The sequence below is a fragment of the Nitrobacter sp. JJSN genome, from assembly GCF_051912485.1.
Lineage (GTDB): Bacteria > Pseudomonadota > Alphaproteobacteria > Rhizobiales > Xanthobacteraceae > Nitrobacter.
Genome location: NZ_CP196822.1, coordinates 3,027,501 through 3,043,693, shown reverse-complemented (window position 1 = coordinate 3,043,693; position 16,193 = coordinate 3,027,501). Strand labels below are relative to the sequence as shown.

Here is a 16,193-nt window from a genome sequence, read left to right as displayed (position 1 = left end):
AGGAAATTGGCTGGATCGCCATGGACACATCTCATTTAGCCGAACATGTTGGAACCGTCGGCAGTCTGGCCGCCTCGGTCTTTGTGGTCGCCACCTACACCATGCGGACGATGATTCCGCTTCGCGTCTTCGGCATGCTGACCAATCTCGTGCTGATGGTCGTCGCGATCCCGTTCCACAGTGTCCTGCAATTCGTGCTCCACGCTGGGCTGTTCTGTCTAAATGGTTACCGCCTGCACCAGATGTTGCAGCTTGTCCGCGACGTTAAGAAGTCGGTGAGCAGTGACCTGTCGATGGATTGGCTGAAGCCGTTCATGACCGAGCGAAAATGCGAGTCCGGCGAGATGCTGTTCTACAAAAACGAGAAGGCCGAGACGATGTTCTACATCGTCAGCGGCCGTTATCGCCTCGTGGAGTCCGGTATCGAGCTTCCGGTCGGCGCCATCGTCGGCGAACTCGGAATGCTCTCGCCTTCCAACGAACGCACCCAATCGCTTGAGTGCATCGAAAGCGGCAAGGTGCTCAGCGTCAGCTATCGCCAGGTGGAGGAGCTTTATGTCCAGAATCCAGAATTCGGATTCTACTTCCTGAGGCTGGCCAGCGCGCGGCTGTTTCAGAATATAGGTAAGCTCGAGGAGCGGCTCGCGGAACATGCGGCGCCGGCGGTCGCGACGCCCGGACTCGCATGAGTTTCGGTATTCCCAAAGCCACCGGTGTTCTTCCCGCGGTCCGCTTGATCTTCGCGGATGTGATTGGCGACGACGAGAGTCCGGTGCCAGTACTGCCGAATGGCCTGTCTGACAGGGTCAGGCTCATCGCGGCCGAAGCCGTGGAGCGCCTGATCGATTATCAGGGACCAGGCTACGCGCAACTTTATGTTGCGCGGCTCGGGCGGTTCATCGACCGGCGCAACCTCGATGACGAGGTCTTCGCCGAGATCGCGCGGCTGCTGGCCGTGCGCATGGCTTACGACGACGCCATACGGATGGCGCAGCTTAAGCTTACGCAGGCTGAGACGGGTCTAGGCGTTCCGCCGGATGACGTGCGGGAGCTGCGTCTCGATGAGCTGGTGTCGTCGCTGCCCAAAAGGGTAGCCAATCCCGTTCTCCGGGCGCTGAAATCGCTGGGCTGGCTGCACCGGCCTGTCACCATGCGGTTCAGCACGGCCGGGAGCTTCAGGCTTCGCCGCCTCAGGATCGAAGCCTCGCTCAAGCGATGGCGGTTGACCTCCATCCGTTATGCCAGGGAGCGCGTCTGGATCGAGCGCTGGCTGCACATGATCGATCGCAGCCTGACGAAGCAGCCTGCCGCCGTCGCTGCGGTGGTCGCGACGGCCGAAATGGTGCAGGGCCACGGCGACGGTTACGCGCAGAGTCTGAGGGACTGGAATTTAATCATCGACCATCTCGTCAAACCGACGTTCGATGGCGTGTTGTCCTGTCCGGATCTGGCAGGCGCTATAACCAAGGCCCGCGCAGCCGTGAATTCCGATCCGCGGTAGGAATCCTTGAGACGCATCATCGCCGGGATCAGGGAGCGGGCCGGAGCCGCCCGAACGGCAAGCGCTGCTGTCTCACGGTAGACCGGGACGGTTCTGACCGCGAATTCCGCATGCAAAATGTCAAATCTCGAAACTCCATTGGCAAGCGATATCTGCTAGTGGTCCTTTGATTCCAACATTCGCAAAGATGCTCGCAGAAAAAGGCTGCGAATGTTAGAATCGGAACACGAGCAATTTTATAATTCTAGTGTGGTTTAGGGTTCAGAAGCTCGCTTGACGGACTCGCAAGGAGCGATGAAGCGAACTTCTGAACCACCACACTAACAAGGGGCGTCTGCGTGCTGCTTCCCTCATTGTCGTCGTCGATCGCGGTCGGTCCGCTGGCTGGCTGGATGGCCGTGCTGACCGTCAAGCATGTGATCGCCGATTTCGTGTTGCAGAATTCCTGGATGGCGATTGGCAAGGATCAGAAGACCGGCTGGGCGCTGCCGCTGCTAGCGCACTGCCTAGTGCATCTGGCGCTGGCACTGGTGCTGATCCTCGTCATCGCGCCACGATTCTGGTTCATCGCCTTTATCGACTTTGCGATCCATATCGTCGTGGATCGCGCCAAGGGTATCTGTTCCTTCACGTTCAACGTGACGCAGGAGCACCCTTGGTTCTGGACGCTGATCGGTGTCGATCAGGCGCTGCATCATCTCACCGGATTCGGCCTGTCGATCGTCATGGCGTTCAACGTGTGACCAGCGGCGGCATCCGCGAATCGGACCTGGCTGCGGGCCGATTCGGAACCGGATTGCAAGACTGTCCGATCGGTCTTTGCGCGTGTGGTTAACTTCTCGTTAGGAAATTGCGTGGCATCCTCATGACCGAGGAGTTTTTCGCATGTGGTCGAGCCGCGACGCCTTCGAAAACGATTTCTGCCCGGTCAGGGACGATCTGTTGGGGGCCATGTATCGTGCGAACGAGCATGGATTGCCGCAGCTCATCGCCAGCATTGCTCCGGATGTACGAGCAATGCTGGCGCTGTTCTGCTACCGCCGGAGCCATCTGCACGCGCTGGCGCTGGTGATCGGCTCGAGTTGCACGGAGCGCGATCTGATCCAGCTTGGCGGCCGCGTCGGCTCCACGCTGTTCGCGCTGTCACGTGAGGCGCGACAGCCCCATGCGGCGCCGGCTTTGCACGGTCAACGCAAGCCGATTTCGCTATCGACCCGACCGCTCAGCACGTTCGCTCCGCTCGATACTCAGGTCGACGACGACGAGGCTGAGTTGATTTCGGCGTAACACGCCGCGCCCCATAGAGCCGGCCGGAAAGCGTGCGCGGTTCGAGTCTTTCTGTTTTTGACGGAATCGTCATGCCCGGACTTGTTCCGGGCATTCATCTTTTTGGCAAAGGATGGATTGCCGGCATAGGCAAGCGGGAGCGCCGCCGTTCTTCGCATAGGCAAGCGGAAGCGACGCCGTTCTTCGAACGGCCATGCCGACACTGACGTTTCTAAGCGCTTTCGTCGGATCGGGAGAGCGTCATGCAATTGAAAGGTCAGGCAGCCATCGTCACCGGCGGAGCGTCGGGACTGGGCGCTGCGACAGCGCGAAAACTCGCCGCGCAAGGCGCCAGGGTCGCGGTCTGCGATCTCAACACCGAACTCGCGGAGGAGTTGGCACGGCACATCGGCGGCGTCGCCGTGACCTGCGATGTGTCCGACGCGGCGTCGGGCGAAGCCGCCATCGTCGCGGCGGCGAAGACGCATGGTCCGGCGCGGGTGCTGGTGAACTGCGCCGGCGTTGCTCCTGCCAGACGCGTGGTCGGCCGCGAAGGGGCGCATGCGCTTGCCGACTTCAATCACGTCGTCAGGGTCAACCTGATCGGCTCGTTCAACATGCTGCGGCTCGCGGCCACTGAAATGTCAAAGCTCGAGCCGCTGGAGGGCGGCGAGCGTGGCGTAGTGATCAACACCGCCTCGATCGCGGCCTATGACGGCCAGATCGGGCAGGCGGCCTATTCGGCGTCGAAGGGCGGCATTGTCGGCATGACGCTGCCGATCGCACGCGAGCTCGCTCAGTTCGGTATCCGCGTTCTCACCATTGCGCCGGGTCTGTTCCTGACGCCGCTGCTCAGTGCGTTGCCGGAGGCCGCGCGCGACAGTCTCGCCAGCACGATTCCGTTTCCGCACCGGCTCGGCTCGCCCGACGAATACGCGTCGCTGGCCCTGCACATGATCGACAATCCCTATCTCAACGGCGAGGTCGTGCGGCTGGATGCCGCGCTGCGCATGGCGCCGAAATAATATGTAAAATAACAATTATAGAACATAATATCACGGTCGGCACGACGCCGGCGCGGCTTTGTGTCGAGCAACAGGCGAATGACCGTTTCCAAAATCTCCGCCCCGGATCTGACCACGAGGGAGCGCGGCGCTTCGCCCGGCGATGCCGGCGAGGGCAACGCGCTCGAGCTCGGCGAGTTGTCAGGATTGCTTGGCTACGCGCTGAAGCGCGCCCAGGTGAGGGTGTTCGATGATTTCAGCCGCTGCGTCGCGCCGTTGCAACTGACGCCGGCGCAATTCTCGGTGCTGCTGCTGCTGGAACGCAATCCCGGCTGCAACCAGACCGAGATCGCCGGCACACTCGGCATCTTGCGCCCGAATCTGGTTCCGATGCTCGATGGCATGGAAAGCCGCGATCTGTGCGTGCGGACACGCTCAACCTCCGATCGCCGGTCGCATGTGCTGATGCTGACCGACAAGGGCCGCGCCATTCTGACGCGCGCCAAGAAATTGATCTCGACCAGGCACGAAACGCGCTTCAACGAATTGCTCGGGTCGCAAAACCGTGAGGCTTTGCTCTCCATGCTGGCGAAGATCGCGCGCGACTTCTGACGCCGACTGCGTGACGCCAAGGCGGCGACACGCGCAGCGTAGCCGTAGCCGGTCAGACGGCATCCACTAGAATGACCCGGATGTCATTGACGTTGGTGAGTGTCGGACCGGTCAGCAGCAGGTCGCCGGTGGCGGCGAAGAAAGCGGTGGCGTCGTTGTTGGCGAGATAGGCGGCAGGATCGAGCTTCTGCGCGCGCATCGCTGCGAGGGTGTGGGCGTCGATCACGGCGCCGGCCGGATCGGAGGCGTCGCCCGCGCCGCCATCGGCGCCGTCGGTGTCGGCTGCCAGCGCGGAGATGCCGGGCGTGTCCCTAAGCTGTGATACGAGCGAGAGCGCGTATTCCTGATTTGGCCCGCCGCGTCCGTTACCACGCACCGTCACCGTAAGCTCACCGCCCGACAGGATGGCGAGCTTTCGGCCGTCGGCGCGTGCCTGGAGCGCCAGTCTCGCATGATCCGCGGCGACATCACGGGCCTCGCCTTCGAGATCGGCGCCGAGGTCGAGCACCTCATAGCCGGCGTCCCGCGCGAGCCTGATCGCGGCATCGAGCGAGGTTCGTGGGCGCGCGACAATCTCGAAGCGCGTGCGCGCGAAAGCGGCATCGCCGGGCTTGCAGCTCTCATTTGCCGGATCGTTCAGAGCATGGATGACAGCATCCTCAAGCGTGAGGCCGTATTTCGCGACCAGCGCGTGGGCGTCGGCCAGCGTGGTCGGATCGGGCACAGTCGGGCCGGAGGCGATGGCGGCCGGTTCGTCGCGCGGCACATCCGATATCGCCAGCGTCACGATCTCGGCGCACCGGCCGGCTCGCGCCAGCCGCCCGCCCTTGATTCGCGACAGATGCCTGCGCACCGTGTTGACGTCCCCGATCGGCGCGCCGGAGCGGAGCAGGGCACGGTTGAGCTGCTGCTTCTGCGCGAACGACACACCATCTACGGGCGCAATCCAGTTCGCCGAGCCTCCGCCCGACAGCAGCACCAGCAGCAGATCGTCGGCGGTCGCGGTGCTCGCGAGTTTCAAACTGATGTCGGCGCCGCGCATGCTCGCCTCGTCGGGTACAGGATGGCCGGCTTCGATCACCTCGATGTGACGTGTGGGCAGGCCGTGGCCGTGACGAGTAGTGGCGACGCCGGTCAGGCGCGCGGAATCAAGACCCGCAGCGTCGAGGTAGTGCCGTTCCACGACGGCGGCCATGGCGGCAGCGCTCTTGCCCGCGGCGAGACAGATCACGCGGCCTTTCGGCGCGCGCGGCAAATACGCATCGAGAATGTTGTCGGGGTGTGCGACGGCCACAGCCGCATCGAAGATCGCGCGCAGCAGCTTGCGGTGGTCGGTCATGGCTCGGATCAATCGTGCAAAGACAACGGTGTGAAAAGTCGAACGGGTCGCTCTTTATCCGCCGGATTCGACCACAAGAAAACCCGCACAGAATGTCGGGCGCCTTTTGTCCGGTTGGCCGATCGGTCTCGAGGGAAAAAGCGAATGTCTGTTGCAGAAGTTCCCGATGCGGGGCGATGTTTCGAAGTGCGTGGACATGACGTTCGGACAAGCCGCGCGCAATCCGTATGCGTATTCGCAGGTCAGATACTCATACCAATGTCTAAAGTGGCTTTTGTCTTACTTCGCTTGTTTCACGTCCGGGCGGGTTGACCGCGACGCGCCGTCCGGCCACGTTTTCTTCCGAGCAACCGGGAGAACAAGCTGATGACGTCCAAATTGATCGTTGCCGTTGCCTTGTCCCTGGCCGCCCTGTCGGCGCCTGCCGCCCACGCGCAGCAGTTCATCAATGTGCTGACCGGGGGAACCTCCGGCGTTTACTATCCGCTCGGCGTCGCTATTGGAAAAATATACAGCGACAAGATTCCGAATGTGAAGACCCAGGTCCAGGCCACCAAGGCCTCGGTCGAAAATCTCAATCTGCTGGAGCAGGGCCGCGGCGAGATCGCCTTCACGCTCGGCGACTCGCTGAAAGCGGCGTGGGAGGGCGACGCCGAGGCGGGCTTCAAGACCAAGCTGGCCAAGCTGCGGACCATCGGCGCGATCTATCCGAACTACATCCAGATTGTTGCAACCGCCGACAGCGGCATCAAGACGCTTGCCGACCTCAAGGGCAAGACCCTCTCCGTCGGCGCGCCGAAATCAGGCACCGAACTGAATTCGCGGGCAATCCTAAAAGCGGCCGGCATGGACTACAAGGATCTCGGCAAGGTGGAATACCTGCCGTTCGCCGAGTCCGTCGACCTGATGAAGAACAGGCAACTCACCGCGACGCTGCAATCTGCCGGTCTTGGTGTCGCTTCGCTGAAGGATCTCAGCAATTCGAGCGACATCGTCGTGGTCTCGGTTCCAAAGGAGGTCGTCGACAAGATCGGTCCGCCGTTTGTCTCCGCGACCATTCCGGCCAACACCTACAAGGGGCAGGACAAGGATGTTCCGACTGCGGCTGTCGTCAATTTCCTGGTGACGAGTTCGGCGGTGTCGGACGACCTCGCTTACCAGATGACGAAGCTGGTCTACGAGTCGCTGCCCGACCTGGTCGCGTCGCACTCGGCCGCGCGCGGCATCAAGCTGGAAGACGCTGCGATGGGAAGCCCGGTTCCACTGCATCCCGGCGCGATCCGCTATTTCAAGGAAAAAGGGTTCATCAAGTAATCATCAAGTGGTCTGCTGCAGGATGCGCCAGCACACGATGCGTCGTCGGCGTGCTCGGCGAAGCGATTGAATTCGTACGGAGGCTTTGAGACAAGGATCGGACGTGATGTCCGGCGAGAGGTTCGAGATGTCGCAGACGCACGCCGCCGTGGCGCCCGTCAAGGAATTCGATAATTTCGAACACGGATTCCCCGCGGGATTCGGTCCCGGCGGCTGGGGACACCTTGCTTATGCCATCGGCATTGCCTTCGCCGGTTTTCAGATTGCGATCGCGGCATGGAATGTGCTGCCGAGTCAGGTGGTGCGTGGCGTCCATGTCGGCTTCCTGATCCTGATGACCTTCGGGCTGGTGGCCAACTTCACCGCCAAGAGCAATGCAGGCCGCGCGCTCGGCTGGTTCATCGGCGGCATCGGATTTCTGTGCGGCCTTTATCAGTGGATCTTCTACGCCGACCTGATCCTGCGCGATGGCGACCCGACCACGCTCGATCTGGTGGTTGGAACCTTGCTCGCCGTGCTGATCTTTGAGGGCACCCGGCGGTTGATGGGGCTCGCGCTGCCGCTGATGTGCGGCGCATGCATCGTTTACTGGTGCTTCGGACAATATCTGCCGGCGCCGTTCAACCATCGTGGCTATGCCTTCGATCAGATCGTCACCCATCTGTCCTACGGAACCGAAGGATTCTACGGTGTTCCGATCTACGTGTCCGCGACCTACATCTTCCTGTTCATCATGTTCGGCTCGTTCCTCGAACGTGCCGGTATGATCCAGCTCTTCACCGACGTCTCGCTCGGACTGTTCGGTCGTACCCGCGGTGGTCCGGCAAAGGTCGCAGTGGTCGCGTCGGGACTGATGGGGACGATCTCGGGCTCCGGTGTGGCGAACGTCGTCACGGTTGGCCAGTTCACGATTCCGCTGATGATCAAGTTCGGCTACCGCCGCGCGTTCGCTGCCGGCGTCGAGGCTACTGCCTCGATGGGCGGGCAGATCATGCCGCCGGTGATGGGCGCGGTCGCCTTCATCATGGCCGAAACGCTCGGCGTCGATTACTCCGTCATCGTCAAGGCCGCCGTGATTCCGGCCGTTCTCTATTTCGCCTCCGCATTCTGGATGGTGCATCTCGAAGCCGGCAAGAACGGGTTGGTCGGGATGGCGCGGTCCGAGATTCCCAGCGCCTGGAAGGCGCTGGTCGATCGCTGGTTTCTCGTGCTGCCGCTGGCCGCGCTGGTCTACATGCTGTTCGAGGGTTTCACGCCGCTTTATGCCGGTATCATCGGCTTGTCACTCACGGTGACGCTGATCCTTGGCGCCAGCATCGTGCTCGGCCTGTCCAATAAAGCGTTGCGCTATGTGTTCTGGGTCGGCCTTGCGCTGATCGTCGGCGTGTTGTCGCGTAACGGTCTCGATATCGTGTCTGTATCCTACGTGATCGCGGGGCTGGTCGCGCTCAGCCTGTTGACGCGTGGGGGGCGGGCCACGCTGCTGGCGTGCCGCGACTCGCTCGCCGAGAGCTCCAAGTCGGCGCTCGCCGTCGGCATGGCCTGCGCCATCGTCGGCACCATCATCGGTATGATGACGCAGACCGGTGTCGGTACCATCTTCGGCAGCTGGGTGATCGGTCTCGGCGCCAAGAGCCTGTTTCTGGCGCTGATCATGACGATGCTGCTGTCGATCCTGCTCGGCACCGGTATTCCGACGATCCCGACCTACATCATCACCGCGTCGCTCGCCGCGCCGGCGCTCGCCAAGCTCGGCGTGCCGCTGATCGTGAGCCACATGTTCGCGTTCTATTACGGCATCATGGCCGACCTCTCGCCGCCGGTGGCGCTGGCAGCACTGGCGGCTGCGCCGATCGCAAAGGAAAACCCGGACAAGATCGGCTGGGAGGCGATGCGAATCGCACTGGCCGGTTACGTGATTCCGTTCATCGCGGTGTATTCGCCGTCGCTGATGCTGCAGGCCGGCGATCCGCTGGCGGCCGAGCTCGGCTTCTACGGCGCGGTGGTCTATTCGACCGTCAAGGCGCTGGTGGCGATCGGATTGTTTGGCATGGTCGCAATCGGCTTCCTGTTTGCGCGAATGACGCTGGCGGAACGGGTTATCGCGTTCGTTGCCGCGCTCTGTCTGCTCGGTGAATTTCAGTATAGCGATTGGGTCGGCTACGCTTTGGCGCTTGCGATCCTGGTCTGGCAGTGGCGGCAGCGGCCCCGTTCCACGGCGGCTGCAACATGAGTCTCTGCCTCATCTCTGCGGGCGTCACCAAGACGCTGGCGCTCGCGGCGTTCACGCTGGTGTGGACCCATTCGATCGAGAAGGTCGACTGGCAGGAAGATTGGCGCGTTACGCCACTTGGCCTCCAATTGGTGGAAGCGCGTGTGAAGGGCTCGGGCGCCGGCATGGAGCCGCCGCCGGAGGCACGGCTCATCCATGGCTGGTTCCAATGGCGGCCGAATCGCGCGCCGATGCCGCAGGTCGTGCTCGGCAATTCCGGTCTCGCCGGCGAATGGCGGCTGTGTGCGGGCGGAAATTGTCGTACCTTGTCGGCGATCCTGGGGCATCCCGTAGGAGTTCACATCACAACGATGCGCGCATGTGAGCAACGGGTTCCACGCTGAGGCGACATGCGGATAGTTTTTCTTGCTGCGATCGCATGTCTTGTGGGGCTTCCGGCTATCGCGCAGGACAATCGTACGGCCACTTGCGCGGTGGAGGGATCGCAGTCGCCGGAGGATGCCGTCATTGCCTGTGGATTGGTGATCGATGCTGCAGGGTCGACGGCGGCAATGCAACAGCACGCCTTGCTGGTGCGGGCCGAAATCCGGCGCAGGCTCGCTCAGCTCGATCTCGCGATGACGGATTGCGATGAGGCGATCCGGCGCGATCCGGCGTCGGCACAGGCCTTCGATCTGCGCGGCCGCGTGCGAACCGACGCCAAGCAGTACGAACTCGCGCTGGACGATTTCGACCGGGCCATCCGGTTGGACAAGGATCTGGCCAGCGCCTTTGCCGGCCGCGCGGCGACCTTCGCCCTGATGCGGCAGCATCGGCTCGCGGTGCGCGACTACACGGAAGCCGTCCGTCTTGATCCGCGCAGCACGCAATTCCTGGCCGACCGCGCCGCGGAGTATTTCAAGGTCAGGCGGATCGATCTTGCTATCGACGACCGAACTACCGCCATCGGTCTCGAGCCGAAGGTGGCCGAGCACTACGCTAGTCGTGGCCGGCTTTACATGCGCAACAACGCCTATGCGCGGGCGATCGCCGATTTCGACGAGGCGATCCGGCTCGAGCCGCGCGCGGCCTACTACCTCGACCGCGGCAATGCCTTCAGCCTGAAGGGCGACCAGCGGCGCGCCATCGCCGACTTCGACGAGAGCATCCGGCTCGACCGGACTCTCGCGCTCGCCTACAACAACCGCGGCATGGCCTGGAAAATTCTCGGTGACAAGGGCCGGGCGCTGGCGGATTTCAAGGCGGCAGTCGAATTACAGCCTGATCTTGAAATCGCGGCTCTGCATCGCAAGGAAATGGAAGGCGCCGGTCCCGGTCCGGCGCGTCGGGTCGTGAGCGCCCGCAAGCCGTGAGGCGGTTTCGAGCCCGATTAAGCTGTCGTCCATCCTCGCGCTTAATCCTTAGCGGGGCGCTGAAAAACGGTCTCGCGTTTGGATCGATTTGATGATTCCGTTGTTGCGGGCGAGACGACGGGGGTGATTTGCGATGCGAGGCGGGGAAGAGCGATCGGACGGGATGTTCAGCTATGTTCGGCTGGAGAATCGCGTTGCGAAGGATCATCCGCTGCGGCCGATCCGTGCACTGGTCGATGAGGTTCTGGCCGGGATGAGTACCCGGTTCGCCGCGCTTTATTCGCATACCGGTCGTCCCTCGATCCCGCCGGAGCAATTGCTGAAGGCGCTGCTGCTGCAGGCGTTCTTTTCGGTGCGGTCGGAGCGGCAACTGATGGAGCAGCTCGACTATAATCTGCTGTTCCGCTGGTTCGTCGGATTGTCGATGGATGCGTCGGTTTGGGACGCCACGACGTTTACGAAGAATCGTGACCGGCTGCTTCAAGGCGACGTGGCGCGCGAGTTCCTGGCGGCGGTTCTGTCGCAGCCGCGGGTGAAGCGGCTTCTGTCGAACGACCACTTCAGCGTCGACGGCACGTTGATTGAGGCCTGGGCGTCGATGAAGAGCGTGCGGCCGAAAGACGATGGCGCGCCACCCCCATCCGGTGATGGCGGCCGCAACGTCGAGGTAAACTTCAGGGGCGAGAGGCGCACCAACGATACGCACGCCTCGACGACGGACCCTTCGGCGAAGCTCTACAAGAAAAGCCCCGGCGTCGGGGCCGCGCTGTGCTTCATGGGACATGCCCTGATGGAGAACCGCAACGGGCTGATCGTCGACGCCGTGCTGACGCCGGTCGATGGCCATGCCGAGCGCGCCGCTGCGCTGATCATGGTCGAACCGTTGGCGGACCGCCCGACGCGCATCACGCTCGGCGCGGACAAGGGCTACGACGCCGGCGACTTCGTCAACGAACTGCGCTCCATGAATGTGACGCCACACGTCGCGGCGAAGGAGAAGCATTCCACCATCGACAGCCGCACCACCTGTCATGCCGGGTACAGGACGAGTTTGCGGATCAGAAAGCGGATCGAGGAGGCGTTCGGCTGGATCAAGACCGTCGCTGGTCAGCGCAAGACAAAATTCCGCGGCGTGGATCGCGTCGGATGGGCCTTCACGCTGGCTGTCGCCGCCTACAACCTCATCCGCATCCCGAAACTGATCTTCTCATGATGACCAACGCATCGTCCCCGACGCGTGCGGAAAACCAGACGGTGCCAATGGTCGGACGTCGATGCGATTGGCGACAGCAAGAGCCCTATGCAAGTTGTTCAGCAGCCTGCTAGGTCCCGCCTCAGCGATTGGTGATCTGTCGAGCCTGCGGCAGGGCAGGGGAGCCCGCGGCATCCGACACACGAGCGCCGGCATTGCGGCTGCTCATCATCGCGTCGAGCCGGTCGCGCTCCTTCTCGAAGCTGGCCAGGAGCGGACCATCCAGTGATCGCCCGCGCGGAAGCCTGACGCGCATCGGATCGACGAAGCGGCCATTGACCAGAATTTCGTAGTGCACATGCGCTCCGGTGGAGCGGCCGGTCGAGCCGACGAAACCGATCACCTGGCCCTGCCGCACGCGCTTGCCGGGCTCCATGCCTTTGGCGAAAGCCGACATGTGACCGTAGGCGGTTTCATAGCCGTTGTTGTGCTTGATGCGGACGTACTTGCCATAGCCGCCTTCCCATTCGGCCTTTTCGACCACGCCGTTGCCGGTCGCGAAGATCGGCGTGCCATACGGCGTGGCCCAGTCGACGCCGGTGTGCATCTTCACGTAGCCGAGGATGGGATGGCGCCGGATGCCAAAGCCGGACCGCATGATGGCGCTGGCGACCGGCTTGCGGACCAGGAATTTCTTCGCGCTCTTGCCGGTCTCGTCGTAGTAATCGACGGTAGAGTCGTCAGGGGTCTGGAAGCGATAGTATTTCTTGGTCTCGCCGCCGACGGTGAGCGAGGCATAAAGCACTTCGTTCTTCTCGATCGTCGGCGTTCCCTCGTCGTCGCCGGCATAGAAGACGTCGAACGAATCGCCCGGCTGGACCCTGCGCTGGAAATCGATGTCGTACGAGTAGATGCGGACCATGTCTTCGATGATCGCAGGCGGCACCTTGTCACGCAGCGCGGTCTCATAGACGCTTTGATAAAGCCGGACGCCGCTGCCGTCGTCATCGTCGTCGCTGTTGTCGGCGACCTCTGCGACCGAATTCATGCTTGCGACGTCAACTGCGACGTAATTGCCGAGATCCGATAGCGCGGCGACGGCCTCGATCGTCGAATCGTTCGCCACGATCACGCGGTAGGGCTGGAGTCGCTGGCCGGGGGCCGCAGGTGCCATCAGGATGCGCAGTTTCTGGCCTTCCCTGAGCCCGCCGTCGCGGCCGCGCGGCCCGAGCGTCGTTGCGATCGCCCTTGCTTCCTCCGGCGTCGCGCCCTGGTCGCGCAGCACCGAGGCGACAGTGTCGCCTCGCTTGACCAGATGCACGCGCTCGCCGACCGGATTGCCGCCGGTGAGTTGTTCCTTGGTTTTCGGGAGTAACGTCACGTTTTCGGGGACGATACGGGCTTCAAAACCGGCATAGGGATCGACGCCGCTTTCCCCGGCGTAGGCCATCTTGATGCTCGACGTCGCGCCGGCGGCGTCGGCTGCGGCGTCGGCCATGGTGTAGCGCACGCCGCTGTTGCCGCGCCAGTTCGAGGCATCGCGCACCCGTGCCAGGACTTCATCGATCGGAATCGTTGCCGCGACCTTCGCCTTCGGCAGGATCGGAGCGAGATCGCGGGTCACAAAGGAGACTTCGGCGTCGGGTTCGGCCGCCGCCGCGGCGCCAGCATCATCTTCGGATGCCGTCCGAGCGGGGCTCCCGACGTCCGACAGCAGCCGTTGGGCGTTGAATGGCGGGATTTTTGCGCTGAGATCGCTGGTCGCCATCGCCAGGTTGCCGGAAACGCGAACGAAGGGCCGCACCCGCATCACGTCGCGGTTGCCGGCGCGGGTCACGGTCGAGACGCGGATGACCTGCCTTGCGGCTGCCGCCTCGCTCGGCGGCGGCAGGCGATCGCTCTTGTGAAGGCTGGTCTGATGGTCGCCGGCGCCGAACGAGCCGCGCAGCGCGCTTTCCACCCGCTCGGGCATCCTCGCAAAGGTGGTTTCGCCGTCCAGCGACGCAAAAACGGCGCCGCCGATGAGGGCAGCGCCGCACAGGCCTGTGAGAATGGTGCCGCTGAACCACTGCACGGAGATGCGGCGGCGGTCGATCACCGCGGCTTCGGATCCGTCGGCGGAAAGCGGCGGCTCGTGGCCAAGATCAATGATCCCGGTCTCGCGTCCGCTATGTCCACCGCGTGAGTTCAACCCGCCATCCCCCAAAATTCCACCTGCAACCGACGACATTCCTGCGTATCGCGGACCCCAACGCCCTCCGGAAGAGAGACTTGAGGAAGCCTCGCGTGTTTCATGGTCGCCCGGGAATCACGCGCACCTAGCGCGGGCCGGAGTCATGAACATCAATGCCACCTGACCCCCTCGATGCGTCGCGGCTGCTTGGATAAGGCGATGCGATCATGGATGATCGCCGTCTCCTGAAGCTACTAATCGCCGATACCCCTAGTGATCGGCGATTCAACAGTTATTTCCCACTGAGAACGTCGCAGGAATGTGGCTCAAGTACGGCGTGAGTCCCTCAGGAGGCAGGGCTTTTTCGCGCTGCGAAGGAGTTTTACCCAGGGCAACAATTTGTTGACGATGGGCGTTGACAAGCGTCTGAGGGTGGGACTATAAACCGCCCACTGAGCGCGGCGCTGTTTTGGCCTTTGCCAAGGCATATCGGCGCGCCTGTGAAAGCTCCTCACTAGGTTGAGTGAATCAACAGCCGATAGCCATCGGTTGTTATTTGTCGTCCGGTGGGTGCTTTATGAGAACTTCCAGAGATGGAAGTGGGTCTTCGGATCCGGGCTGTTTGACAAGTGAAGATGAAGAAAGAGAAACGTGGACGGCGGAGTCCTTGCGGGTCTCGATTGTAGAAAAGCTTCGGCTGTTCTGCATTTGAGACCGGACGAAAGACTTCGGCGGTACACGTTTCAAAGGTTACACCATCGTCATCAGCGATGTGAATCGCGGATGGCTGCTTGATTCAATTCGCAAGAATTGGGTCGGCAAAAAATGGTGGGACCTCGTCAAACGTTGTGATCAGCCGGTTTAAAGTTTCAAGTCCAACTTGAGAGTTTGATCCTGGCTCAGAGCGAACGCTGGCGGCAGGCTTAACACATGCAAGTCGAACGGGCGTAGCAATACGTCAGTGGCAGACGGGTGAGTAACGCGTGGGAACGTACCTTTTGGTTCGGAACAACACAGGGAAACTTGTGCTAATACCGGATAAGCCCTTACGGGGAAAGATTTATCGCCAAAAGATCGGCCCGCGTCTGATTAGCTAGTTGGTGAGGTAATGGCTCACCAAGGCGACGATCAGTAGCTGGTCTGAGAGGATGATCAGCCACATTGGGACTGAGACACGGCCCAAACTCCTACGGGAGGCAGCAGTGGGGAATATTGGACAATGGGCGCAAGCCTGATCCAGCCATGCCGCGTGAGTGATGAAGGCCCTAGGGTTGTAAAGCTCTTTTGTGCGGGAAGATAATGACGGTACCGCAAGAATAAGCCCCGGCTAACTTCGTGCCAGCAGCCGCGGTAATACGAAGGGGGCTAGCGTTGCTCGGAATCACTGGGCGTAAAGGGTGCGTAGGCGGGTCTTTAAGTCAGGGGTGAAATCCTGGAGCTCAACTCCAGAACTGCCTTTGATACTGAGGATCTTGAGTTCGGGAGAGGTGAGTGGAACTGCGAGTGTAGAGGTGAAATTCGTAGATATTCGCAAGAACACCAGTGGCGAAGGCGGCTCACTGGCCCGATACTGACGCTGAGGCACGAAAGCGTGGGGAGCAAACAGGATTAGATACCCTGGTAGTCCACGCCGTAAACGATGAATGCCAGCCGTTAGCGGGTTTACTCGCTAGTGGCGCAGCTAACGCTTTAAGCATTCCGCCTGGGGAGTACGGTCGCAAGATTAAAACTCAAAGGAATTGACGGGGGCCCGCACAAGCGGTGGAGCATGTGGTTTAATTCGACGCAACGCGCAGAACCTTACCAGCCCTTGACATGTCCATGACCGGTCGCAGAGATGTGACCTTCTCTTCGGAGCATGGAGCACAGGTGCTGCATGGCTGTCGTCAGCTCGTGTCGTGAGATGTTGGGTTAAGTCCCGCAACGAGCGCAACCCCCGTCCTTAGTTGCTACCATTTAGTTGAGCACTCTAAGGAGACTGCCGGTGATAAGCCGCGAGGAAGGTGGGGATGACGTCAAGTCCTCATGGCCCTTACGGGCTGGGCTACACACGTGCTACAATGGCGGTGACAATGGGAAGCAAAGGGGCAACCCCTAGCAAATCTCAAAAAGCCGTCTCAGTTCGGATTGGGCTCTGCAACCCGAGCCCATGAAGTTGGAATCGCTAGTAATCGTGGATCAGCATGCCACGGTGAATACGTTCCCGG

The 16,193-nt window shown here is 61.9% G+C and carries 13 protein-coding genes and 1 rRNA gene (1 of these 14 only partly in view); 12 read left to right on the top strand and 2 right to left on the bottom strand.

Annotated features, from left to right (window positions below):
• Positions 1-20: 20 nt before the first annotated feature.
• The 6 genes from ACSZOQ_RS14930 (at position 21) to ACSZOQ_RS14905 (ending at position 4,383) form a co-directional block, all read left to right on the top strand.
• Positions 21-689 carry a Crp/Fnr family transcriptional regulator gene (locus ACSZOQ_RS14930; protein ID WP_439923233.1) on the top strand — a complete coding sequence of 223 codons (669 nt, stop codon included), beginning with the start codon at positions 21-23 and terminating at the stop codon, positions 687-689.
• Complete coding sequence (locus tag ACSZOQ_RS14925) at positions 686-1,501, top strand: DUF6537 domain-containing protein (protein WP_439923232.1); 816 nt, start codon at positions 686-688, stop codon at positions 1,499-1,501. Before ACSZOQ_RS14930 ends, ACSZOQ_RS14925 begins: the two co-directional genes overlap by 4 nt.
• 392 nt (positions 1,502-1,893) lie before the next feature.
• Positions 1,894-2,244, top strand: coding sequence for a DUF3307 domain-containing protein (locus ACSZOQ_RS14920; protein ID WP_439926086.1), 351 nt, complete (start codon positions 1,894-1,896; stop codon positions 2,242-2,244).
• A 142-nt stretch (positions 2,245-2,386) separates the two neighbouring features.
• Positions 2,387-2,788: a hypothetical protein gene (locus ACSZOQ_RS14915; RefSeq protein ID WP_439923231.1), complete on the top strand. Its 402-nt coding sequence runs from the start codon at positions 2,387-2,389 to the stop codon at positions 2,786-2,788.
• 242 nt (positions 2,789-3,030) lie between these two features.
• Positions 3,031-3,792, top strand: a complete 762-nt coding sequence (locus tag ACSZOQ_RS14910) for a 3-hydroxyacyl-CoA dehydrogenase (RefSeq protein ID WP_439923230.1) — start codon at positions 3,031-3,033, stop codon at positions 3,790-3,792.
• A gap of 78 nt (positions 3,793-3,870) precedes the next feature.
• Positions 3,871-4,383, top strand: a complete 513-nt coding sequence (locus ACSZOQ_RS14905; RefSeq protein WP_439923229.1) for a MarR family winged helix-turn-helix transcriptional regulator — start codon at positions 3,871-3,873, stop codon at positions 4,381-4,383.
• A 52-nt stretch (positions 4,384-4,435) separates the two neighbouring features.
• Here the strand turns inward: ACSZOQ_RS14905 and ACSZOQ_RS14900 are convergent, their stop codons facing one another.
• A complete protein-coding gene (locus ACSZOQ_RS14900) occupies positions 4,436-5,722 on the bottom strand; it encodes a glycerate kinase type-2 family protein (protein ID WP_439923228.1) in 1,287 nt (428 codons plus the stop codon).
• Between the two features lie 366 nt (positions 5,723-6,088).
• Here ACSZOQ_RS14900 and ACSZOQ_RS14895 point away from each other — a divergent pair, with 366 nt between their 5' ends.
• The 5 genes from ACSZOQ_RS14895 to ACSZOQ_RS14875 all read left to right on the top strand — a co-directional run bounded on the left by ACSZOQ_RS14895 (position 6,089) and on the right by ACSZOQ_RS14875 (position 11,834).
• Positions 6,089-7,036, top strand: a complete 948-nt coding sequence (locus tag ACSZOQ_RS14895) for a TAXI family TRAP transporter solute-binding subunit (protein WP_439923227.1) — start codon at positions 6,089-6,091, stop codon at positions 7,034-7,036.
• Positions 7,037-7,142: 106 nt separating this feature from the next.
• A complete protein-coding gene (locus ACSZOQ_RS14890; protein ID WP_439923226.1) occupies positions 7,143-9,269 on the top strand; it encodes a TRAP transporter permease in 2,127 nt (708 codons plus the stop codon).
• Complete coding sequence (locus tag ACSZOQ_RS14885) at positions 9,266-9,652, top strand: DUF1850 domain-containing protein (protein WP_439923225.1); 387 nt, start codon at positions 9,266-9,268, stop codon at positions 9,650-9,652. The genes ACSZOQ_RS14890 and ACSZOQ_RS14885 overlap by 4 nt, the downstream gene beginning before the upstream one ends.
• A 6-nt stretch (positions 9,653-9,658) precedes the next feature.
• Positions 9,659-10,621: a tetratricopeptide repeat protein gene (locus tag ACSZOQ_RS14880; RefSeq protein ID WP_439923224.1), complete on the top strand. Its 963-nt coding sequence runs from the start codon at positions 9,659-9,661 to the stop codon at positions 10,619-10,621.
• A 133-nt stretch (positions 10,622-10,754) separates the two neighbouring features.
• Positions 10,755-11,834: an IS5 family transposase gene (locus ACSZOQ_RS14875; protein WP_439922928.1), complete on the top strand. Its 1,080-nt coding sequence runs from the start codon at positions 10,755-10,757 to the stop codon at positions 11,832-11,834.
• Positions 11,835-11,955: 121 nt separating this feature from the next.
• Here ACSZOQ_RS14875 and ACSZOQ_RS14870 read toward each other — a convergent pair whose 3' ends face one another.
• On the bottom strand, positions 11,956-14,043 hold the full coding sequence (locus ACSZOQ_RS14870) for a M23 family metallopeptidase (RefSeq protein WP_439923223.1): 2,088 nt from the start codon (positions 14,041-14,043) through the stop codon (positions 11,956-11,958).
• An 819-nt stretch (positions 14,044-14,862) separates the two neighbouring features.
• On the opposite strand from ACSZOQ_RS14870, the gene ACSZOQ_RS14865 reads away from it, so the two are divergent.
• Positions 14,863-16,193: ribosomal RNA gene (locus ACSZOQ_RS14865) — 16S ribosomal RNA — on the top strand (it continues 158 nt past the right edge of the window).